The 21,956-nt window shown below is 49.0% G+C and carries 22 protein-coding genes and 1 pseudogene; 9 read left to right on the plus strand and 14 right to left on the minus strand.

Annotation, left to right across the window (positions count from 1 at the left end):
- Positions 1 to 13: 13 nt before the first annotated feature.
- From LN737_RS26335 to LN737_RS26350, 4 genes are all read right to left on the minus strand, one after another.
- A complete protein-coding gene (locus LN737_RS26335; RefSeq protein WP_405513528.1) occupies positions 14 to 142 on the minus strand; it encodes a hypothetical protein in 129 nt (42 codons plus the stop codon).
- On the minus strand, positions 139 to 1,992 hold the full coding sequence (locus tag LN737_RS26340) for a penicillin-binding transpeptidase domain-containing protein (protein WP_405513530.1): 1,854 nt from the start codon (positions 1,990 to 1,992) through the stop codon (positions 139 to 141). Before LN737_RS26340 ends, LN737_RS26335 begins: the two co-directional genes overlap by 4 nt.
- Before the next feature lie 167 nt (positions 1,993 to 2,159).
- A complete protein-coding gene (locus LN737_RS26345; protein ID WP_405513532.1) occupies positions 2,160 to 3,188 on the minus strand; it encodes an SMP-30/gluconolactonase/LRE family protein in 1,029 nt (342 codons plus the stop codon).
- Between the two features lie 123 nt (positions 3,189 to 3,311).
- On the minus strand, positions 3,312 to 4,217 hold the full coding sequence (locus LN737_RS26350; protein WP_405513534.1) for a haloalkane dehalogenase: 906 nt from the start codon (positions 4,215 to 4,217) through the stop codon (positions 3,312 to 3,314).
- A gap of 193 nt (positions 4,218 to 4,410) precedes the next feature.
- Between LN737_RS26350 and LN737_RS26355 the strand changes: the two genes are divergently transcribed.
- The 5 genes from LN737_RS26355 (at position 4,411) to LN737_RS26375 (ending at position 10,918) form a co-directional block, all read left to right on the plus strand.
- Positions 4,411 to 5,265 carry a fumarylacetoacetate hydrolase family protein gene (locus LN737_RS26355; protein WP_405513536.1) on the plus strand — a complete coding sequence of 285 codons (855 nt, stop codon included), beginning with the start codon at positions 4,411 to 4,413 and terminating at the stop codon, positions 5,263 to 5,265.
- A gap of 86 nt (positions 5,266 to 5,351) precedes the next feature.
- On the plus strand, positions 5,352 to 6,182 hold the full coding sequence (locus LN737_RS26360; RefSeq protein ID WP_405513538.1) for an amidohydrolase: 831 nt from the start codon (positions 5,352 to 5,354) through the stop codon (positions 6,180 to 6,182).
- A gap of 222 nt (positions 6,183 to 6,404) precedes the next feature.
- Positions 6,405 to 7,868, plus strand: a complete 1,464-nt coding sequence (locus LN737_RS26365) for a gluconokinase (RefSeq protein ID WP_405513540.1) — start codon at positions 6,405 to 6,407, stop codon at positions 7,866 to 7,868.
- Between the two features lie 1,614 nt (positions 7,869 to 9,482).
- Positions 9,483 to 9,956, plus strand: coding sequence for a hypothetical protein (locus LN737_RS26370; RefSeq protein WP_405513542.1), 474 nt, complete (start codon positions 9,483 to 9,485; stop codon positions 9,954 to 9,956).
- 17 nt (positions 9,957 to 9,973) lie between these two features.
- Positions 9,974 to 10,918 carry a hypothetical protein gene (locus LN737_RS26375; RefSeq protein WP_405520532.1) on the plus strand — a complete coding sequence of 315 codons (945 nt, stop codon included), beginning with the start codon at positions 9,974 to 9,976 and terminating at the stop codon, positions 10,916 to 10,918.
- A gap of 830 nt (positions 10,919 to 11,748) precedes the next feature.
- Here the strand turns inward: LN737_RS26375 and LN737_RS26380 are convergent.
- The 4 genes and pseudogenes from LN737_RS26380 to LN737_RS26395 all read right to left on the minus strand — a co-directional run bounded on the left by LN737_RS26380 (position 11,749) and on the right by LN737_RS26395 (position 15,780).
- Positions 11,749 to 12,264: a GNAT family N-acetyltransferase gene (locus LN737_RS26380; protein ID WP_405513544.1), complete on the minus strand. Its 516-nt coding sequence runs from the start codon at positions 12,262 to 12,264 to the stop codon at positions 11,749 to 11,751.
- 87 nt (positions 12,265 to 12,351) lie between these two features.
- Positions 12,352 to 13,368 carry an N-acetyl-gamma-glutamyl-phosphate reductase gene (gene argC, locus LN737_RS26385; protein ID WP_405513546.1) on the minus strand — a complete coding sequence of 339 codons (1,017 nt, stop codon included), beginning with the start codon at positions 13,366 to 13,368 and terminating at the stop codon, positions 12,352 to 12,354.
- The gene (locus LN737_RS26390; RefSeq protein WP_405513548.1) at positions 13,365 to 14,579 is read right to left on the minus strand and encodes a glycosyltransferase family 9 protein; all 1,215 of its coding nucleotides are present in this window, start codon (positions 14,577 to 14,579) and stop codon (positions 13,365 to 13,367) included. The genes argC and LN737_RS26390 overlap by 4 nt, the downstream gene beginning before the upstream one ends.
- A pseudogene (locus LN737_RS26395) lies at positions 14,576 to 15,780 on the minus strand (argininosuccinate synthase). The gene LN737_RS26390 and the pseudogene LN737_RS26395 overlap by 4 nt, the downstream one beginning before the upstream one ends.
- Positions 15,781 to 16,125: 345 nt before the next feature.
- Between LN737_RS26395 and LN737_RS26400 the strand changes: the two are divergent.
- On the plus strand, positions 16,126 to 16,680 hold the full coding sequence (locus LN737_RS26400) for a dihydrofolate reductase family protein (RefSeq protein WP_405513550.1): 555 nt from the start codon (positions 16,126 to 16,128) through the stop codon (positions 16,678 to 16,680).
- 50 nt (positions 16,681 to 16,730) lie between these two features.
- Here the strand turns inward: LN737_RS26400 and LN737_RS26405 are convergent, their stop codons facing one another.
- The gene (locus LN737_RS26405) at positions 16,731 to 17,261 is read right to left on the minus strand and encodes a hypothetical protein (protein WP_405513551.1); all 531 of its coding nucleotides are present in this window, start codon (positions 17,259 to 17,261) and stop codon (positions 16,731 to 16,733) included.
- A 9-nt stretch (positions 17,262 to 17,270) separates the two neighbouring features.
- Positions 17,271 to 18,149 carry a diacylglycerol kinase family protein gene (locus LN737_RS26410; protein WP_405513553.1) on the minus strand — a complete coding sequence of 293 codons (879 nt, stop codon included), beginning with the start codon at positions 18,147 to 18,149 and terminating at the stop codon, positions 17,271 to 17,273.
- 117 nt (positions 18,150 to 18,266) lie between these two features.
- Between LN737_RS26410 and LN737_RS26415 the strand changes: the two genes are divergently transcribed.
- A complete protein-coding gene (locus LN737_RS26415; RefSeq protein WP_405513555.1) occupies positions 18,267 to 18,392 on the plus strand; it encodes a hypothetical protein in 126 nt (41 codons plus the stop codon).
- On the opposite strand, the gene fabG is transcribed toward LN737_RS26415, so the two are convergent.
- Entirely contained in the window at positions 18,389 to 19,126 is a 738-nt protein-coding gene (fabG, locus tag LN737_RS26420; RefSeq protein WP_405513557.1) for a 3-oxoacyl-ACP reductase FabG, read from the minus strand. The two genes, LN737_RS26415 and fabG, sit on opposite strands and share 4 nt — an antisense overlap.
- Before the next feature lie 253 nt (positions 19,127 to 19,379).
- On the opposite strand from fabG, the gene LN737_RS26425 reads away from it, so the two are divergent.
- On the plus strand, positions 19,380 to 19,811 hold the full coding sequence (locus tag LN737_RS26425) for a YybH family protein (RefSeq protein ID WP_405513559.1): 432 nt from the start codon (positions 19,380 to 19,382) through the stop codon (positions 19,809 to 19,811).
- A gap of 53 nt (positions 19,812 to 19,864) precedes the next feature.
- Here LN737_RS26425 and LN737_RS26430 read toward each other — a convergent pair whose 3' ends face one another.
- Both LN737_RS26430 and LN737_RS26435 read right to left on the minus strand, forming a co-directional pair.
- Complete coding sequence (locus LN737_RS26430) at positions 19,865 to 20,851, minus strand: acyltransferase (protein WP_405513561.1); 987 nt, start codon at positions 20,849 to 20,851, stop codon at positions 19,865 to 19,867.
- Positions 20,848 to 21,045 carry a hypothetical protein gene (locus LN737_RS26435; protein ID WP_405513563.1) on the minus strand — a complete coding sequence of 66 codons (198 nt, stop codon included), beginning with the start codon at positions 21,043 to 21,045 and terminating at the stop codon, positions 20,848 to 20,850. The genes LN737_RS26430 and LN737_RS26435 overlap by 4 nt, the downstream gene beginning before the upstream one ends.
- A 195-nt stretch (positions 21,046 to 21,240) precedes the next feature.
- Between LN737_RS26435 and LN737_RS26440 the strand changes: the two genes are divergently transcribed.
- Positions 21,241 to 21,648 carry a MaoC family dehydratase gene (locus LN737_RS26440; RefSeq protein ID WP_405520534.1) on the plus strand — a complete coding sequence of 136 codons (408 nt, stop codon included), beginning with the start codon at positions 21,241 to 21,243 and terminating at the stop codon, positions 21,646 to 21,648.
- A 96-nt stretch (positions 21,649 to 21,744) separates the two neighbouring features.
- Here LN737_RS26440 and LN737_RS26445 read toward each other — a convergent pair whose 3' ends face one another.
- Complete coding sequence (locus tag LN737_RS26445) at positions 21,745 to 21,930, minus strand: histone H1 (protein WP_405513564.1); 186 nt, start codon at positions 21,928 to 21,930, stop codon at positions 21,745 to 21,747.
- Positions 21,931 to 21,956: the final 26 nt, after the last annotated feature.

Raw genomic sequence — 21,956 nt, forward strand, 5'->3', positions numbered from 1 at the left:
CGTAAAATCGGAATTAATTATTGGACGGACCCGCTGTTGGCAGGCTATGACGCTGAACAGCCGTCATAAATGGCTTGGGCGCAATTGGTTTAGGCGTAGGTACAACGACCGTATCTCGATGGCGGGTCGTATCGCGTTTCATAGGAAGAGCTTTCCGATAGGCCGGTACGCCCCCAGCGGTGGCAGGTACGTAGCAGACCGCAGTCGGGCCGCCAGGTGCTTGGCGTCGGTACGGCCTTTGATATACCGTTCAGCCACCAAAGCTGCAATCGGAGCCGCTACATCACCACCCCACCCGGCATTTTCAACAAAAACCGCTACGGCAATTTTAGGGTCATTCATCGGCGCAAAGCCTACAAAAATGGAGTGGTCATACCGGTGTCCGTATTTCGCATTTTGCGACGTACCGGTCTTACCAGCCATATCAATGCCATACAGATTAGCGGATTTAGCACTACCACTCACAACGGCCCGACGCATACCATCGATAACGGGTAGAAAATACTGACGATCAACGCCTGTTTCATGCCGTTCGAGGTACTCTTTTGGTACGTCAAGACCGGGTTTATCGAACCCTTTGATGTAATGCGGAGTGATATACCAGCCCCGGTTGGCAATAGACGCGGCCAGATTGACCAGTTTAAGTGGAGTAATCAGCAATTCACCTTCACCGATACTCAGCGAAGCCACATACGAAAACTTCCATCGATTCGGTCCTTTGTAAATCTTGTCGTAATACGATACGTCGGGTAGATTCCCCCGTCGTTCGCTGGGCAAATCGACCCCAAGCTGCTGACCGATGCCGAATTTCTCCACCCGTTCGTGCCATTTGGCCAATCCAATAGCGGAAGCCTTAAACGTGTTCTTTTCCAGGTTGTTGTAGATCATCCGGCGGAATACCTGATAGAAATACGGATTGCAGGAATTTCCGATAGCGCCCCGCAAATCATTCCCACCCCGGCAATGGCACCGCATCGGCGAGCCAGCATGCCCGTATACCGTACCCGGAAACAACGTACCATCCTGCTGGGCTACCAGCGCCTGTATGAGCTTGAATGTTGAACCCGGTCGGTAGCTCGCCATAATAGGCCGGTTAAACAGCGGCTTATACGGGTTCTTCATCAAGTCCTGGTAATTCTTCGAAAATACGCGTGTCGACAGCAGGTTGGGGTCGTAGGTTGGCGCCGATACTGATGCCAGAATCTCACCCGTGGCGGGGTCAACGGCAACAATAGCGCCTACTTTGTTTTCCATCAGGCTATCGGCAAACTGCTGCAAGCCAAGATCGATACCCGTAATCAGGTTTTTACCCGCCACAGCCAACGTATCAAACGCCCCATCTTTCCAGGAGCCTTTGTTGATACCTCGTACGTCGTGCATCATGAACTTGACACCACGACGCCCCCGCAGTTGCTCTTCGTATTGAGATTCCAGGCCGCTCTGGCCTACGTAATCGCCCTGCCGATAATATGGGTATTCCTGCTCATCGAGTTTCTTACGGCTGATTTCGCTGACGTACCCCAGCGAATTGGCGAGTGTATGCCCAGGATAATTCCGGATTGAGCTAATCTGCGCGTCGAACCCACGGTAATCGACTAAAGCATCCTGAATCCGGGCAAAATCTTCTTTCGATACCCGACGCAGAAAAAGCGACGGCTTCACCGACGAATAGTTTTTGGCCAGCCCCATAATACTGTCGAACTCAGATTTGTTCAGGTTCATCAGGTTGCAGAAAGCCAGTGTATCCGAAATTCTGACCTTTTTGGGAGTTACATACAGGTCATAAACAGGCGTATTGTCAACAAGAAGTTTATTGTTTCGGTCATAGATTTGCCCCCGGTACGGTATTTCAATGACGCGTTTGATTGAGTTCTTCGAGGCCCCCAGCGAATAGGTGTCATCCAAAACCTGCAAATAAAATAACCGGGCCAGATAGAGCAGGCCAACGATGCAGAAAACGCCGATAATGACCCACTTACGATTCTCTAACATGAGAACTAATTCCTAAAATTCAAGCTACGTACTCTATACAAAGTTAATTCAATAACGATGAAAGAGGTAGTTAATGATGAATTATGAATGATAAATGATCAACGAAAGTTCGTCTGCTTCGCCGACAGGCGATTCATCACTTATCATTCATAATTCATCATTGATTATCACCATCCTTTGGCGGTTGTTCTGATTCGGCAGAGATACATATCAGCGGTAATGTAGAGTGTAGAGCCGTCGTCGCCCCAGGCGCAGTTCGCCGTAGCGTTCCCGATATTGATGTGCCCCAGAAACTCTCCTGTGGATGTCAGGACCAGTACGCCGTTAGCGCCGGTTACCCACAAATTTCCGGCCTTATCCACTTTCATCCCATCGAAACCGCCTTCCAGATTTCGCTTTTTCATATCGCTGGCGCCAAAAATGGTACGTCCTTTACCAACTGTTCCGTCGGCCTGTAGCGGATAGGCCATTACCAGCGGATTTTTCGGATCGGACTGTGCGACGTAAAGCGTTTTTTCATCAGGCGAGAGCGCAATGCCGTTGGGACGAGTCAGATCATTAACCAGCAGGGTCACTACGCCCGGTGCTCCATTTTTTGAGGGGGCAATTCGATAAACGCCGTAGCCATCGGTTTCGCGGTCGGGATCATTTTCGCCTTTACGCATTCCATATGGTGGGTCGGTGAAGTAGTAGCTGCCATCGGAATGAGCAACGACATCATTTGGACTGCAAAACCGCTTGCCGTTGTAGTTATCCGCCAGTGTTCGTTTACCACCACTGCCATCTAACGGCATTGCCGTGATGCGCTTATCGCCATGCTCGCAGAAAATCAGACGGCCCTGCCCATCAATTGTCAGGCCGTTGGAGCCGGGTTCGCCCCCATAAGCCCCCAGTCCTGTATACCCTGATGGTTTTAAAAATGGCTTGGCCCCGTCTTTTTCCGTCCATTTAAACACGGTATTTTCCGGCACGTCGGAGAACAGCAGATAGTTTCCGTTCTTTATCCAGATTGGCCCTTCCGACCAGGTAAATCCACCAGCCAGCACATCAACTTTAGCGTCTTTCGGAATGAGCTTGTCCAGGCGCGGATCAGCCCGGACGATCTGCCCGATGGTGGGATAATTTGGGGTCTGCGCTACCACTGATGCACAGGCTACGATCAGCCAGCCAGCAGATAGAAAGAAGTTTTTTTTCATGGGTATAGGTTTACAAGTAATACCGACTTTCGGAAATATGTATAAGAAGTCGGAACGCCGGCAATTTACCGTACCTGAACCACGAATTTACTGACACTCATCAGAAAAAACTCTCATAATCAGCTACTTTAGTTGCTGTAGCCAGTCTGACAGCGCGACCCCAATTTCTTCAGCTGAATCTTCCTGTAAATGATGGTGGCCCCGTACCGTACAAACGGTTTGGTTAGGCCAGCTCAAACAGAAGTCGCGCTCTTTTGGCGACAACGTACCTGGTTCCGCCAGAATGAACAGTTTGGGAATTTCACTATGCGATAGCCACTCACCGTACGTTTCCACAATCGCCGTCACATCAGCGGGTTCGCCCTCAATGGGCAGCTGACGCGCCCAGCTTAGCATAGGTCGACGCGCTTCGCCTGCTTCAACAAATGGGCGTCGGTAATTCGCCATCTCCTCATCCAACAATTGACGTAACACCGTTCGGGGCAGATTGCCCTCGATAAACGAATTCTGTTCCAGCACCATAGCCTCGCCCGCCGTAGACCGTAATGCCTGAAAGATTTTCCGGGCCGTTTCCGGCAGATCGCTCCACAAACGGGTCTTTGTGATGGCTTCCATGTACGCTATGCCTTTCACGGCACCCGGATGCCGATATGCCCAGTCGAAAGCCAGTGCAGAACCCCAGTCATGCCCCACAAACGTAATCCGTTCTTTCACATTCAGCGATTCGAGTAGTTGATCAACATATCGGCGATGTTCCACAAATGAATACGTATCCGGGCCGCTGTTGGGTAATTTCTCCGAATCGCCCATTCCGATCAGATCGGGTGCGATACACCGACCCAGGTGTTTTACATGAGGAATAATATTGCGCCAGACGTAAGACGAAGTTGGGTTGCCGTGCAGAAAAACGATTGGATCGCCACTACCCGTTTCGACATACGCCATACGGAGCCCAAACACCAGTTTCTGCTTCTTCGAATAAGAGAAATCACCTCGATGTACGGGTTCGGTTGACAGATTGGTTTTCATACGTATCTCCTTTTGTTTTGACCTATCAAAAGTAGCCGGGCCGTTATTAGTGGAATTGTAAAAAATCATTGATTTCGGGCAGCGTTCGGCTAATTCTTGCTTCTGACGTAGCTTCTTGCTGGTTCAAGTACCTTTAATGATTAAACTTGTGCCATAATCCGCTTTTCGATTCAACGTATCACCTGTTTTTTACATGAAACTTTTTCGCTTCGGTCAACCCGACCACGAACACCCCGGCGTTGTTTTACCTACCGGCCAACACATTGACGTAACGCACTTTGGCGAAGATTACGATGAATCGTTTTTTGCCAGCAACGGCCCCGAACGACTGGCGCACTGGCTCACGGCGCACGCCCATACCTGCCCTGAAGTATCGGCCGACGAACGTTTTGGCTCCTGCGTTAAAAAGCCATCTAAAATTGTTTGCGTTGGCCTGAACTATGCCAAACACGCAGCCGAAACCGGTGCCGCTTCCCCGGCTGAGCCGATTCTGTTCTTTAAAGCAACCACAGCGCTCTGCGGCCCAAACGACAACGTAGTGATTCCTAAACGCTCCGAAAAAACCGATTGGGAGGTCGAACTAGCCATTATCATCGGTAAGCGGGCCAGCTATGTCGAACTGGATGAGGCTACGGATTATATCGCGGGGTATGCTGTTCACAACGATTACAGCGAACGGGCCTGGCAACTGGAGCGGGGCGGCCAGTGGGACAAAGGCAAAAGTGCCGATACGTTCGCTCCGCTGGGACCGTATCTGGTTACGAAAGGCGACGTTTCGAATCCGAACGCGCTGAATCTGTGGCTCAACATCAACGGCGAACAGCTCCAGAATTCCAATACCGATGATATGATTTTCGACGTACCGACGCTTGTGAGTTATATCAGCCAGTTCATGACGCTGCTTCCCGGCGATGTCATCTCAACCGGTACGCCCGCTGGTGTAGGCATGGGTCTGAAACCTCAACGCTACCTCAAGCCCGGCGATGTAGTCGAGCTAGGCATCGAAGGACTTGGCCAGCAAAAACAAACAGCAGTAAGTTATCAATAGAAGGAGAAAGGAACAGGGAGAAGGATAAAAAGAAATTTATTGCCTCTCTCCTATTCCTTTCTCCCTGTTCCCTTCTCCTTGCCTGTATGACTATCGACGCGCATCAGCATTTCTGGCATTTCGATCCCGTTCGTGATTCCTGGATTACGGACGACATGGCCATTATTCAGCGCGACTTTCTCCCGGCCGATCTGGAGCCCGTTCTGTCGGCCAACGGTATTGACGGCTGCGTAGCCGTGCAAGCTTCTCAGTCGGAAGAAGAAACGCTTTTTCTGGTCAATATGGCGCGGTCATACGACATCGTAAAAGGTGTAGTTGGCTGGGTTGATCTACAATCTGACCAGTTGCCGCAACGCCTTGAAGCCTTGTCCAGCCATCCCGAAATTAAGGGCTACCGACACGTAGCGCAGGCCGAACCTGACGATTTCCTGGCTCGCCCTGCGGTGGTGGAAGGGATTCGACAGTTGGCTGCTTTTGGCCTGACGTACGACATCCTGATTTATCCCAACCAGCTAAAGGCAGCCCTGCATCTGGTACGTGAGGTTCCCGAACTCAACTTTGTAATTGACCATTTAGCGAAACCACACATTAAGAAACGGGAAATCAGCCGCTGGTCGAATTTTATGGTCGAGATAGCCAGACACCCCAACGTATCGTGCAAACTTTCGGGCATGGTTACCGAAGCCGACTGGCACAACTGGAGCAAAGCCGACTTCTTTCCGTACATGGATGTTGCGTTCGAGTCGTTCGGTCCTGACCGGCTGATGTTTGGCTCCGACTGGCCCGTGTGTTTGGTAGCCGCCAATTACACACAGGTTAAAACACTGGTTGAAGAGTACGTAGCGCCCTGGGGCCAGGAAGCTCGTGAAAAAGTTTTTGGCGCCAATGCCGTATCGTTTTACAAGCTTGCGAACTGAAAGACCAATCGATGTGTGGTGTCAGGTTTTTCTAGCGGTGTCATTGCCGTAGTGTGCCGTGGTGCCGGGTTGTTTGCCGCTGTGTCGGGTTCTTAAACCCGACACCACGAGGTTTCTCAAAACCGAGTGAGAATGTCAATTTAGATTTAAGAATAGTCAGCTTCACGGCGTTTACTTATTTTGCGATTCGTCCGGTACCAACCCGGCGTTAATTGTTCACTTATGAATTGTATCGTTGGCGTTGATGTCGGCACGACCAACGTAAAAGCGTTGGCAATGCCGTCGGATCTGAGCCAGATTATTGCCCATGCATCGGCTCCCCTGACTACGCTGAATCCGGAACCGGGCTACGCCGAACAGTCGCCCGACGAAATCTGGTCGGCTTTCGTGCAGGTTATGAGCGAGGTCAGTCGGGAAGTTGCCCAGAGAGGCCACACCATTACACACGTAGCGTTCTGCACGGCCATGCACAGTCTCTTGCCGATGGAAGCTGATGGTAAGCCGACTGGCAATGCCATTCTTTGGTCCGACAACCGCGCCGAAGCTGAGGCTGCTTCGCTCCGCTCTGCCAAAGCGGATCTGGGAAAGGCGATTTACAAAGAAACCGGTACGCCCATTCACCCCATGATTCCGCTTTGCAAGCTGGCCTGGATGCGCGAACACGACCCTCGGCTGCTACGTCGGACAGCTCATTTTGGCTCAATCAAGGAGTTTTTGTGGCATAAACTCACTGGCGAATTTGAAATTGATTTCTCGATTGCCACAGCTACGGGGCTGTTTGACGAAAGCAAGCGATCATGGAGCCCGAAAGCCCTGGAGTTTGCCGGGGTTCGGGCTGACCAGCTGTCCACACCCGTTCCGACAACGTACCAGCGCCCTTATCAGCCCAGACCTGAAACGGCTGGTATTGGACTCCCGAACGATGTGTCGCTGGTAATTGGCGCATCGGATGGATGCCTGGCTAATCTTGGTGCTGGCGCTATCAAGCCTCGTACCGCCACCCTAACAATTGGCACCAGTGGCGCCATCCGCCAGACCGTCCGGAAGCCCCTCCGCGACGCCGAAATCCGGCTCTTCTGTTATTACCTGGATGAAGGCTATTACGTAGTCGGCGGACCGACAAACAACGGAGGCAACGTACTGGAATGGGTGTCGGAAAAACTTACCCAGCAGGATACCAAAACCGTATTGGACGAGGCCTCTACCATTCCACCCGGTTCGGATGGCCTCCTGTTTCTACCCTACCTCCAGGGCGAACGCGCTCCCTTGTGGAATGCCGCAGTGCGTGGGGCCTATCTGCACGTTGACTGGCAACACAGTCGAGCGCATTTCGTACGGGCAGCTCTGGAGGGCGTACTATTTAACCTGCTCAATATTAACGAACTGCTCACAAAGCATACCGGCTCAGCGCGCGTGATTCATGCTAATGGTGGTTTTGCACAATCGACGTTTTGGGTGCAGATGCTGGCCGACATGGCGGGTATCCCGGTGCGCCTGAATGCCAGCAACGAAAGCGGCTCTATGGGGGCCATCCTACTAACGCTCAAAGCTATTGGTGAAGTAAAAACGCTGGACGAAGCCGCTGAGCGCGTGGCCTTCGGTGATACGTTCGAACCGGATTTGGCGCGACACAAAGCCTACCGTGCCGCCTTCAAACAATGGGAAGAGGACTTGAAAAAAGTATAAGCGCACGAAATACCTCTGTATTTATTTTAAGGTTTTCTGTATACAAGCTTTTACACTTAGGTAGTAAAGATTAAACCATCCTGTGCGGCTCTTAGTAAAATTGCTATAGCTCAACAAAGAAGAGAAAATTGGCGAAGTCAAACTGTTAAAAATGGAGTCTTAGCCAGACGTTTGTGGGTGAGGTGACTCGACTATTCGCTGATTTTCCAATTCAAAAACCCGCTTATGCCGGTGAGTACGTTCTACCCGTTATGTTCGAAGCCAGACATCAGGCGGGCGTTTATAAACCCACCGCTTCAGATCGAGCCGCCTATGATCGAACTTTTGTTCAGTTGTCTCATTCAATAGCGTTAATATTTATTAATGGAGTTGTACGTATCATCAAATGAGGAAGTATCAAGTACTTGGAAAAACAGTAAGGACACGGCTAGTATCCGTGTCCTTACTGTTTTTCTAAGAAATGAGCGAATGCCATCTGTAGGTAAAGTAGTGTCTTTGGGGCATAAAAAAAGCTCCCACTTCCGGGGAGCTGACCGCTTCGACAAAGGCTCGATTAACGAGCCCGCATCCGGTAGATGGTCCGACCACGCAGACCGACTAAGGGGCCACCGACTTCAATAATGCGGGGACGAGCCGGGCGGTTGATGTGCATAAGATTGGTTTTCATGAGTTTTTGTTGTTTTTGTGAATGATGGCACAAAGATGGGGCTGAGCCGGGATGGCCACAACTGAATTCGTACCAACCGTCAGAATCAACGGACGAAATGCACAAAAATAGTCGTGAGCGGTAAAAGTGAAAGATTAAACTATTCTAAGAATTATAAAAGAAGAATATAAGATTTATAGTATAAAATGAAGATATAGGACTTTTAAAGGAGTGTAAAGAGAAAGCCAGACAACGTAGAAGTCACCTGGCTTTTGGTTTCACTCTGTGTGCAGTTCCACACCCGCGTTTCAAGCGAGTATCGGCTACTTCGAGCGAAATACACGTAATAAACTAGTGCTGGATGAAATTGTTTGAAAACTGGGCTGATTTTTTCAACTATTGACAATAGGGAGGATTATTTTCCAAAAAAATTAATCTCTAATAATTTTCAGGAGAGACAACTACACGACAACAATTAATGTGGTTCCAGGCTGCTGTTACGGTTGTTAAGCGATTGTTTCCAAAAATGGGCTAGTCAGCCTGAGGTTATGGATAGCTTAATTCATCAATTGATCCGTATCCTGGGTTAACCAATGGCTTATTAGGCGTCAATCTTTCTTAGTAAGGTTTTGGCTTCGCTCTGCCAGAGGCAAGGCTTTTGCCTGAGCGACAGCCATAGGCGGAACTTCCGACTGATGGCGCATAGTTAGGGCATAGTAAGGTTCATTTCCTGTGGGTTTAATCAAGCTTTCGTAAACTTCTGCGGGCGGAGGGCTGACCATTGCCATGCTTTACCACGTCAGGATAAAGTTGATCAGCGGTAATACAAGTTAACCGGTTAACTCATCCAGCCAACATGAATCGTCAAGCCAATATTATTAGTCCTGAGCCAGTCTATAGCTGGTCAATTTAATCACATGCTTACGAACGCTCCATCACCAATTCATCAGTCATTTGTCCAAAGATTAATGCTGGTTTCTTTATTAATTCAACTCGTATTCTGTTTTACCCAGTTGGGTTTCCTTCATCCTGACCAGCATTTTCAACTTATTGAGTTTTCCTCCTGGCAACTGGGTGAACCGTCTGGAGCCACCAGTGTCTGGGAACTCAATAGCCTTATACGGCCAACCCTACAGGTTTATATCTTTTCAGGATTTGTTATCGTGTGCCGCTACTTCGCTGTTTATGATGCCTATACCCAGTTGATGATTCTACGGCTGCTCATGGGCCTGGTAGGATTTACCCTCTTCAATGCCATCGGTATCCACTATTTCAAACACAATCCAAAACAGCTATACCCTGTCTTGCTGTTGATTAACTTCTCCTGGGCACTTCCTTACATCCGCACCTTGTTCAGCTCAGAAATGGCTTCGTCCATCGTGCTTTTCGGTGCCATCTTCCTGTATGAGCTGAAAAAGAAACCCGCCTGTACGTTTTCCTGACGGGCTTTTTATTCAGTATAGCCTTTTTTTTACGGTTTCAGACCGGCTTTGCCTTGATTGGTTTCGGCCTATGGATGGTGCTAATCGATAAGAACTACACCCGCCTATTGCCCATGGCTATTGGCTTTAGCCTTGGAATTGGCCTGAATGTATGGCTCGACTATCAGTTTTATCATCAGCTCGTTTTTACGCCCTATACGTATTATCGGGTCAATATTCTGGAAGGGAAAGCCGCCCAATTTGGTACGTCGAGTTTTATGGTGTATATCCTCCAACTGGCCTTGGTGATTGGTTGTCCACCGGCAAGTTTTTTCCTGTTTTATTATAGTGCAAAAGCTACGTTAACCCACTATAGGCAGCCATTGGTTTTTGTGGTGGTGTTTTTTATCGTCGGTCATTGCTTGGTGGGCCACAAAGAAGAACGGTTTCTGTTTCCGATCCTGAATGTATTACCGGTTATAGCCGGCTGGGGCTTACCGGCTTTAATGGCCTACTATCAACAGGCACAAAAAGGGATTCACTCGTTTCTGAAAGCCATTTTCTATAGTAGTATCGGCCTCAATACAGTCGTGTTGATTGTGTTTATTTTCACGCCCTACTCGCAATCCGTCGAGTTCTCTCGTAAACTGGTCAATACCTTTAAGCAATCAAGCCCGACGATTTATTACCTGGCCCGGACCCCCTTTGAGACAGAAAACGGCCTGCCCTTAGCTTTTTATCAAAGGGAGGCACGTAATATTCGATTCATTGAATGTCAGCAGTTAGACTCCCTTCGGTCTCTACAAGGGGTCTGGCTGGTCACTACTTACAACGATGCCAAGGCCAACTTAACTCGCATTGAGCGTCAAGGCTTTAAACCTCAGTTTTATTCATCCGTGGGCTTATGGAAACTCAATGAATTTTTAGGGTCAAAAAACCTGGCAACTATCAATGAGATCTGGGTCCTGTACCGCAAAGAATAACCAGAGCTGCCGAGTCCGGTTTAGATTTCATGACTGTAGTTATTGGCGTGTAATATTGATCTGACAACAGAAAAGGCCCTGCATTTTTCAGTTAATGGCATAGCTTAATCTAATTGCCGACGATTCGAGCTGCCAGTGCGGTTTATCAGCTAATTTTTCACCACTGAATAGCCGAAAAAAGCTATAGTCAGAACCATTCCAAGTCAGTAATCACAGTTCTCAGGTTAATAAACTAAAGAAATAACCAGCACCAACTGTAAGTAACGTAGTGCTTGGGGCATAAAAAAAGCTCCCACTTCCGGGGAGCTGACCGCTTCGACAAAGGCTCGATTAACGAGCCCGCATCCGGTAGATGGTCCGACCACGCAGACCCACTAAGGGGCCACCGACTTCAATGATACGAGGACGAGCCGGGCGGTTGATGTGCATAAGATTGGTTTTCATGAGTTTTTGTTGTTTTTGTGAATGATGCTACAAAGATGGGGCTGAGCCGGGCTGTCACCTACTGAATTCGTACCAACTGTCAGATTGGTGGGACGAACCTGCAAAAAAGACTCACCAATGGTAAAAGCCTTATATTGAATTATTCTAAGAGATCAACCGTCAATATTTTTTATTTATAGAATAAAATGAAGAAAGTAGGACGTTTACCTGATCGCCCTACTTTCTTCGTATGGTAAGGATCAACTAATAACTTACAGCGTTTAGAGTACAATCAATTGATAGGGATTCCAAGATCAAGATCCGGCCAATTTTTATTGAAAGTTGGGAATCGTAGAAAATGGTCGTCTTATGCAAAATTGAGTATTAGTTTTACTAAAAATAGCCTCCTATTTATCAAGTGTTACGCCATATAAGAGGCTTTCTATGCTGTCTTCCCGAAACAGGATTACCTTCTCGAAACGCAGGCCGAGTTTTTCAAGCAGTCGGATGGAAGCGTGATTGGTAGCGGTCGTCAGACCCGTAATGCGGGTTAAGCCAAGCTGATTTCCAGCGTACTTCATTATAGCAGAGGCCGACTCATAGCCATAACCCGCTCCGGAATAGTCCGGTAGAAAGGCAAATCCAATATCGACATCGTCCAGTGCTTCGCGCTTGAATAAACCACATAGACCGATAGGCTGGCCATTCGCTTTTAGCGTTACCCGATACGGGCCGAAACCAAGCTGCTCGTAACTTTTTATTGCCCCGTTGAGGATGTACTGGCGAGCTTCGTCTACTGTTCTGACACCCCGGTCGCCGATGTTCTGAATCCAGGTTGGCATGTTCAGAAGGTCAAGCATGAAAGGTGCGTCTTCTTCCGTAAATCGTTCGATGAATAGACGGTCCGTTTCGAGTAAAATCATACGTACTGTTAATTATAGCAACTTGTAAAACACAACTTCCCGAAAGACTTAATCTTTCGGGAAGTTGATATAACAGTCACACCAGATTTAAAAGGCTACCGATTTAAGCCGTAGCCCCGTATCTTCCGGTAAACCAAAAATCAGGTTCATGTTTTGTACGGCTTGTCCCGATGCCCCTTTTGTTAGGTTGTCGATTATGCTTGTAATAAGCAGTTGTCCATCGTGAACTTCCAGATGCAAGAGGCATTTGTTGGTGTTTACGACCTGCTTCACATCTACAGGCGCATCGCTCAGGTGCGTAAAGGGATGAGTTTCGTAATAAGTCCGATACAACTCTTCTGCTTCCTCCCGCGTACCCGAAAAGGGCGTATACACGTTCGCCATAATGCCCCGGGTGAAGTCGCCCCGGTACGGAACAAAGTTGATGGCTGCTTTAAAGTCCGGTTCGAGCTGGGTAAGACTCTGCCGAATCTCGGCCAGATGCTGATGTGTAAAGGCTTTATAAATCGATACGTTGTTGTTCCGCCACGTAAAGCCCGTAGTCGGAACAAGCGCCTGACCGGCCCCGGTACTGCCCGTTATGGCGCTGATCTGTACGGCATCGGTGAGTTTTCCGGCCTTCGCGAGTGGTAATAAAGCCAGCTGAATACTGGTGGCGAAACAACCGGGGTTTGCAATGCGGGTAGCTTCCTGAATGCGCTCACGCTGCAACTCGGGTAAGCCATACACAAAGTCGTCGTGCTCGTCGCGGAAATCGGCGCTGAGGTCAATCACCATGATGTCGTCGGCTACGTCGTTCTCTTCCATAAACGTAACCGATGCGCCATGTCCCGAACACAGGAAGATTACATCCACTCCAACGCTCTCATCCGACGATCCGACTTCATTTACCGACAGAGCGGGTGTTAGATTGACATCCCCCGAAAATACCAGGTCAGTATCGCCCAGCAAATCGGTATGCGTCAGCCAAACGGGCTTACCCGCCTGGCTGTTGCTTTGCACAAACGCTACGTTGACAAACGGATGATTCAGCAGAATACGAAGCAGTTCGCCACCTGTGTATCCCGCTCCTCCTACAATGCCAACATTTATTTTTCCAGTCATATCTGCTCCTTTTTCACTAAAACTGATTGTATCCACTGAAGCGACTGCTTTTGCACAGCCACTCCAAACTCTGTTACGTACTCACTCGTAAAATCCGGTCGGTCGAGGGTCAGATTCCGACTGTAGGGATGATTATGAAAGATCATGACCGGATGATTAGCCATCGGGAAAAACTGAAAACCTACCCCCCGATAAAAATACGAGACCGTTGGGCAGAAGATAGAACACAAATGCGCGGGCAACGATTCCAACGTAATGGCAACAGCCGCCCGTTCTGAAAGAGCAGCCAGCTCATTGATATTCAACTGCCCAACCGTATCGTATAAACGTTCCGTTGCGGTTGGATTGTCCTGCCCGATAGCGGCCATTAACTGGGTGGTTTGAGGCAACTGACCACAGCCAACCAACCGGCAGTTTGTCTGGGTTAATAAATTCGTTGCCAGCGCACGCCAGAACGATTCAGGCAGGAACCGGCTTGGTTCGCCACTTTCCGGACACAACAAGATCAGCGGACTATCTTCATCGCTGGCTATCGGCAGTTTACGCTGCAACGCTTGCCGGGCCGCGTCGGGAATCTGAAAGTACGGCTTAACGTCCCGTAACGTAGCATCAACCCCAATGGCCCGCAGTACGGTTAAAATCACATCGAGGTGATGAAATTCTTCGTCGGGCAGAAAAAACTCTTCATCCAGGAGTCCACCAAATCCCCGCGTCCCGAAACCAACTGCCCGACTTACATTGATAAAGGGCAGGAGAAAGAGCATCGGCGAATCCGAAAACCGGATATCGACAGCAGCCGTATAGGTTTCCGTTTTCAGTTGACCGATGGCCGTTCGCATCGTTTGGACATGCTCCCGCCATTTCGCCAGCCGCGATTTTTTGCTGCGGTTGGTGTTGGCATGGTTGAGGTGAATCAACCGGCGGATGTACGGATTTTTGGCCAGGATCGGATCGCACCAGCTTCCGGCGACAACGTCGATGACGCACGTCGGGTACTGCCGACGTATAAGCGGAAATAGATACGAAAGCGTCAGGGCATCGCCTAAATGCCCTGACGTCATCAGTAAAAACCGGGGCTGTGCAGGGTCCGTTTGCGGGCGGGACCGTCGCTTGTAAATACGGTTTGCATACGCATCTACAGCTACGTCCAGCACCTGCAAAGGATAGCCTATGCTCCGGGGTGCGCAGTATTTCCGGGCCTTAGCGATCACTGATTGTTTATTTTCTCGTAAATCATTACCTGATTGGAAGCCACTTTTGAGAAGCCCCGCACATCGTCGCCGGTCCAGGCGTTGTTCATTTCGCCATAAGAACCAAATTTCGACGACATTAGATCATGATCCGATTCAATACCCAATACCTGGAATCGATAGGGCGCTAGCAGTACGTGTACTTTACCCGAAACGTGTGCCTGCGTATCGGCCAGAAACGTTTCGATATTTCGCATAACGGGGTCCATAAACTGCCCTTCGTGGAGCATGGTTCCGTACCAGTTGGCCAGCTGCTCTTTCCAGTACAGCTGCCACTTGCCCAGTACGTGTTTCTCGAGCGTATGGTGCGATTTAATCAAAATCAGCGGTGCCGGAGCTTCGAACCCAACCCGACCTTTGATGCCAATGATGGTATCGCCCACGTGAATGTCGCGACCGATACCGAATGGCCCGGCCAGTTCGGTCAGTTTACGGATGGCGTCAACCGGATTAGCGTACTTCTCATCCCCAACCGTCGACCCGGAAATCCCTTTGATTTCGCCGTGCTGGAACGTAAGTGTAATGGTCTCCGGCTCTGTTTTTGTGATTTGGGTGGGCCATGCTGATTCGGGCAGAAACTGATCGGACGTCAGCGTTTCTTTCCCCCTACCGACGTACCCCACAAACCTTTGTTGATCGAATAGGCCGCTTTGTGCCACTCCTGATCGACACCTTTTGCCTTGAGATATTCAATTTCGGCTTCGCGCGATAGACGCAGATCCCGGATGGGCGTAATGATTTCGGCATCGGGTGCAATAATCCGAAAGGCCATATCGAACCGAACCTGATCGTTGCCCGCGCCCGTACTACCGTGTGCAATGGCCGATGCTCCGATTTCGCGGGCATATTCGGCTGCGGCTATGGCCTGAAAAATCCGTTCGGCACTTACACTGAGCGGATACGTATTGTTTTTCAGAACGTTACCGAATACCAGAAACTTCAGGCATTGCTGGTAATAATCGTCTGTTTTTGAGATCGTTTTGTGCGACTTCACGCCCAGTGAATAGGCCCGTTCCTCAATGGCTTTGAGTTCGGCATCGGAGAAGCCCCCCGTATCGACCAGCACCGAGTATACATCCATACCCCGGTCTTCAGACAAATATTTAACACAGAAGGAGGTATCGAGACCTCCACTAAAGGCAAGAACTACTTTTTCAGACATCGGATAATAGACACCGGGCAACTAACCACCCGAATATCAGTATAGTTTTGGAGGGGCAAATATCGGGCTTGTTCGCGAAAAACCCGACTGAATTCGTATCCTTTCGTTTTTTAGCAAAGTAGCGCTGCGAACAGCCAGTTAGCTTTCCCCAAATAAGGTATTCTCAAAACCTTTCCAGCTTCCAATCGGTGGTAAACAGGCACAAACGAAGTACACTCTTATTAACTGAGTTTATAGAGAAACTTTTCGATTTACTAAATTAGGCAGGGCTCCTGGTGCTACCTGTTAATTTCCCGTTCAGCAGCAATTTCTGATATTACAGATACTGGTAGACAAGCATAATTTATGACTGACCACTTTACACTAACCATTCACATGGTTTCCAGCCTTGACGGAATTATTGCCAAAAATGACAATAGCGTTTCATGGTTTGACACCTCCGACTACTACGAAAAAGGCGTAACGGAACAAAACCCGGAGGAATTCCTTAAAACAATAGATTGCTACGTAATGGGGTCACGAACATACAAACACGCTCTTGAGCTTTCGGAATCGTATGGATGGGCTTATGGTGACACGCCGACTGTTGTCGTTTCGCACAGAGACCTGCCGGTCAACAGGCAGAATGTCGAACTTTATTCGGGCGATTTGGTCAAACTTATAGACGATCGATTAAAACCAAACTACAGGAATGTTTGGCTTGTAGGCGGAGCAATGCTTGCCAAAGAGTTCATTCGTTTAAACTTGGCGGATGAAATAAGGGTAACTGTTTTACCGATTATTCTGGGTGAAGGGCTACTATTTTTTGACCAGATTGGCCAGGAACAGGCACTGCACTTGAAAGACGTAACAGCTTATAAAACCGGAATGGTCGAACTTTGGTATGAACTAAAAAAATAGTAATCGCCAATTGACCGAAAACAATAGCCATAGTATTCTCAGCCTGAATTTCAGTTCAGCTCAACATTCGATTCGTCGGGATCAGATGGGTAGGTCATGCGCCAGCGCTGGCCATAGACTGACCGATAAACAAAGTTGACCGTTAACCCCCCATTGCCAATTTTTCCCCGGTAAAGCGCTATATTTTTTCTAGTGCTGATTTGTAGGATATCGACACGTTCACCCTGAGGAATGACCCAGCCTTTGCCAACATTGCTTGTGTTCAGTGTTGAATCGACAGGCAAAAAGTGAACGACGTTGTCAATCGATTCATAGGTTTTACCCTGATAGGTGTAGGTAGCTTCTTCAATAAAAGCAGGTCCAAGGCCATTATTCACACAGATAAATGCATACCCCAGCCCATTTTCCAGTTTGCTTGTATTCAAACACCGTAGTATGGGCATTACCGACGCGTATTGCTCGGTGCGCTGAAGATAGGCCTGGTAGAACGTAATGCCGATGGCACAGAAGCTGGATACAACAGCCAGAATACTCAAATACGTATCAAGTGAAACAACAACTTTACGTCTTGTAACAGCCATAACAGTAATTTATAAAAGAACCAGCAAACTTCCCGGTAATATTCGCACATCAATCCGGTTGGTAGACAACGTAATAGGTTCCCCGTCGGCATGTATTAACACAGGGCCTTCTGCCTGCACCGACGCTTTTGTGATGGAATGTCCGCGCCAGTAGGCTGAATGATCCAGGGTTTTGTTGAACAACCGCCAGGTCAGCATTCCCGCTGCCTGCGCCGGAAACGGGCGAATTTCACACTGCTCCAGCCGTCCGTCGGAAATATTGGCGGTGGGAGCCATCCAGGCATTATTGCCAAATTGCCCGGCATTGGCAAAAGTCAGCGAAAATAATTCTTTTTCCTGCCCATCCAGATGAAATCGCTGAGGCTTGTACGCCCAGAAAGCTCGGAAGGCCGTTCGTATGTAGGTCGGCAACCCCCGGACGGGTGCCTTCGCGAACTCATGCGCTACGTAGGCCTCAAAGCCTAAACCTGCTGTACAGAAAAATGGATGCTCGTTAATCTCCCCGCTATCGATCACAACCGGACGCCCACCCAGAGCCCGGTCGATAGCTTGCATAGGATTAAGCGAAATGCGTAGATGGCGCGCCAGTCCATTACCAGAGCCAATGGGTACGATACCCAGCGCCGTTGCCGACCGCCGGAGCGACTGGGCCGTTTCGTTGATGGTTCCGTCTCCCCCGATAGCCAGTACCCGGTTGATACCCTGTGCCACAGCCGCAGCGGCAATCTCGGTAGCATGACCGGGTCGCTCGGTGAGGACAACCTCCGGCGAAAAACCGAGTGCATTAGCCCGGCGCATAAAGGCATCCTGAAGCAGTTTTTTTTGCTGGGCAGTCGTTGTGCCGGAAAGGGGGTTGACAATGGCCAGAACGGCCGAACGGTTAGCCACTCAGGAGAAGAAAATAAATAAGATGATGATAAACACAACGATAAAAACGTAGTACCAGCCATCGGAGAAAATGTAAGGCTTATACTCGTTATAAAATTTCTGAATCTTTTTCATCCATTGTTACGGCAAATCGCCTGTAAAGATAGTCGGTTTTTCGAGGTGTCGGCTTCCGGTCGTGGTGTCGGGTTCTCAAACCCGACACCACGACCGGAAGCCGACACCTCGACCGGAGCCATTAGCTAAATCGCCTGTCCGCCATTGACCGCCAGTACGTGTCCATTTACAAACGAAGCCTCGTCGGAAGCCAGGAACAGATACGCATTGGCAATATCTTCGGGTTTGCCGATACGTCGCACCGGAATGGTGGCAACGGCCTGATTTCGTACTTCTTCGGGCATGGCATCGGTCATCGCGGTTTGGATAAATCCCGGCGCTACGGCATTAGCCGTCACCCCTTTCGGGCCCAGTTCTTTAGCCCACGAACGGACCATACCAATGATTCCGGCTTTGGCGGCTGCGTAATTGGTCTGTCCAAACGCGCCATGCACGCCATTGATCGATGAGGTGCAGATGATACGTCCATAGCGCTGCTCAACCATGTAAGGCGCCACAATTTTCGTACAGTTGAACACCCCTGTCAGGTTCACGTCGATTACCTGCTGCCATTCGTCGAACGACATTTTCAGCAGCGTTTTGTCGCGGGTAATGCCGGCATTGTTAATCAAAATATCAATTCGTCCATAGCGGTCATACACATCCCGGGCAGCGGCTTCAACGCTGGGTACATCGGTTGTACTAACATGACTAAATTCGCAACGGAACCCCTGTTCGCGAAGGGTTTGAGCCGTCGTTTCGCCCTCGCTCAGTACGTCCCAGATGATAACGGTAGCGCCTTCCTGGCAAAATAGTTCTGCCGCACTCCGCCCAATTCCCCGTGCAGCGCCGGTTATTATGGCAACTTTATCTTGCAGTCTCATGGTTGTGTTGTGACTTCTTCGGTTCTATACATTCGTTTACTATAAGCACGGTCTTTGGGTGCTACGGGCTTTCTATGGTGGTGGCGGATTTGAGTATCTGACTCCACTAAAGAGAAAGCTCCAAGGTTTGACCGCACTAATAAACTGTGCGTTTAGAAACAATCAATGGTCAATTACGGTAAAATACTTATCAGATACCAAATTTATACTGACTAGTACCTATGTTACGTAGTTATACTAAAAACAGCTATTCATGAAACCGTTTTCTATACTTCTCTTCCTGGCCCTGTTGTCTCGGTCTGTTTTCTGTCAGACGGCTCAGGATCGTCGGGCTATCCTCCAAATTCTGCAACGCCAAACCGAAGACTGGAATACGGGACGCGTGGATAGGTTTATGAATGGCTACTGGCCGACCGATTCGCTAACGTTTATCGGAAAAGCCGGAATTACCTATGGCTATGAGGCAACCCTCGACAATTACAAAAAGCGGTATCCTGACCGGGCATCGATGGGAACGCTTAAGTTTGATATTTTACAGCTGGACTTCCCGGCGCCAAATGTGGCGTACGTGATCGGGAAATTCCATCTTACCCGCCCCAGAATAGGCGATGCCGATGGGCATTTTACCCTGCTCTGGCGTAAAATAAAAAAGCGCTGGGTGATCATCAGCGACCATTCGAGCTAGTTATAAAGAGCGAAAGGGTGAATGAGTGAAAGAGCGAACGTTTTACTAGCCACTTATTCACTCATTCGCTCATTGACTCGTTCGCTTATCAATTGCGTTGGCTCTTTTGCCGATAGTCGTTCCCGAAGTTCGGTGACGGGTTTCTCGAAGAATTTATAAAGAAGCGTAGATAAAACAAGTACGACCCCCCAGAAGAAACCGACTTTCAGCCAGCCAACTGTTGCCGACGTAGTCGGAATCCGCTCAATGACATTCAGCATAACAGGCGTCAGATTGAGCAGATACATAGAATAGGAAATCAGGCTTATGTGCGTAACAAACCGGGTTATGCCCAACTGAGTCCATTGGCGCGACGGAGTGCGCCATCCATCCATAAATGGTAGCAACAAGGCCATATTTACGCCTGTAATCAGGAAATAGAACGTGCGTTTATAAAACGTATAGGCTGGCTGTATCCCCAGTTTGTGGTAGAAATACAACGCAACAACGGAAGATGATAAAGCCGTGAGCATTGTGAGTATTAGCCCCACCACCAGCAATCGACGGCGCAATCCGTCGTTTGTCCAGTACGTTGGAAAATAGTGTCGGCAATAGGCGCCCAATACGCCGTAAGAAATAGCGTCCAGCCGGGTAGTAACCATCCCCCGAAACTCTACTTCACCCGCCGAAATCGGAATTTGTAAGGCTATTATGAAGCGATACAGGTTCGTACCAATGATTACGGTTAAAATAGTCAGCAAGACAATACGCTGGCGTGAAAGTCGGTTCGATAACGTACTATGCAGGACCCACAGGAGCAGCGGCAACGTAATGTATGACCACTCTTCAATAGCCAGACTCCAGGTCTCTGGAAAGAAATTGGGAACGGGTTGGGCAAAATTCTGAATAAATATAAAATATCGGGCAAGCGTACCCCCATCAGGCAGGGTATCCGGCAAGCCGCTGCGCCAGGCACGTAACAGTGTTACCAGAATCAGGCCACCCAGAACCAGATAATAATTCGGCAGCGTTCGGAACCACCGGCGCGTCCAGAAATTCAATAGCAGTTCCCTGTCGAAGTATCCTTTTTTTCGTACGACCGAATCAGAATCCCACCAATCAGAAAGCCACTCAATACAAAAAACAATTCAACACCGTCGGGCAGCAGATGATGCCAGAAAGCACCATCGTAATATTCTTTTAGTGCAATAGTCGCATGGGCATCCACCACGATCAGGATTGCGATGGCTCGCATAACATCTAATCCAAATACGCGCCTGGTTGACCCCGTGTCGACTGCAAACAGTTTTTTCAGCATAAGTACTTACGAAGGTACGGCAGAATGATGAATGATAAATGATGAATGATTTGGAAGGACATTCCGAACTTTACCGACTTCATCATTCATCATTCATCATTCATCATTCATCATTCATCATTCATCATTCATATGGAATTTGGTCTCAATGCCGTTCATCGCTACGCGTTTCGTTTCTCGCAGGCCGATGTAATTGATTTCGCCCGCGTTACCGGCGATAATAATCCACTGCACCTCGATGCTGAATTTGCAGCACAAACCCCCTTCAAACGGCCCATTATTCATGGTATGTTGGGTGCCAGCATCTTTACCAAAGTGCTTGGTACGGAGTTTCCTGGCTACGGTTCGGTTTATCTGGGTCAAACGCTGGAGTTCCTGCGCCCCATGTTTGTTGATACAGACTACGAAGCTACGTTCACGGTTCAGTCCATTGATCCGGCCAAACATACGGCCCAGATTTTGGGTGAAATTCGGGATGTGCAAACGGGAAAAGTAACAACTAAGGGCGTAGCGACACTGATGCACCGGGAAAAGATTTGAGGTACATGGTTTCTGACGTATACAATAAAACTCCCCCGCCAGAGCAAGTGCCTGACGGGGGAGTTTTATTTGGTTGTTCGATCGATGAGACCGTGCTTACGCTTTGGTGGCGCTGTTTTTAGCGTTTTGAACTTCCGAGCGGATGTCTTGCGCCAGCGTTTTCAGATCTTGCATTCCTTTGCGGACGCGAGTCCCAGCAGCCTGGTTATTTTTTTCGTAAAACTTCTCGAAATCACCTTCCAGCGACATAACCAAATTCTTTACTTCATCGAAGCGTGCCATAGCGATTTGTATGGGTTTAAGTGTGT

It is taken from the genome of Spirosoma sp. KNUC1025, from assembly GCF_045160025.1.
Lineage (GTDB): Bacteria > Bacteroidota > Bacteroidia > Cytophagales > Spirosomataceae > Spirosoma.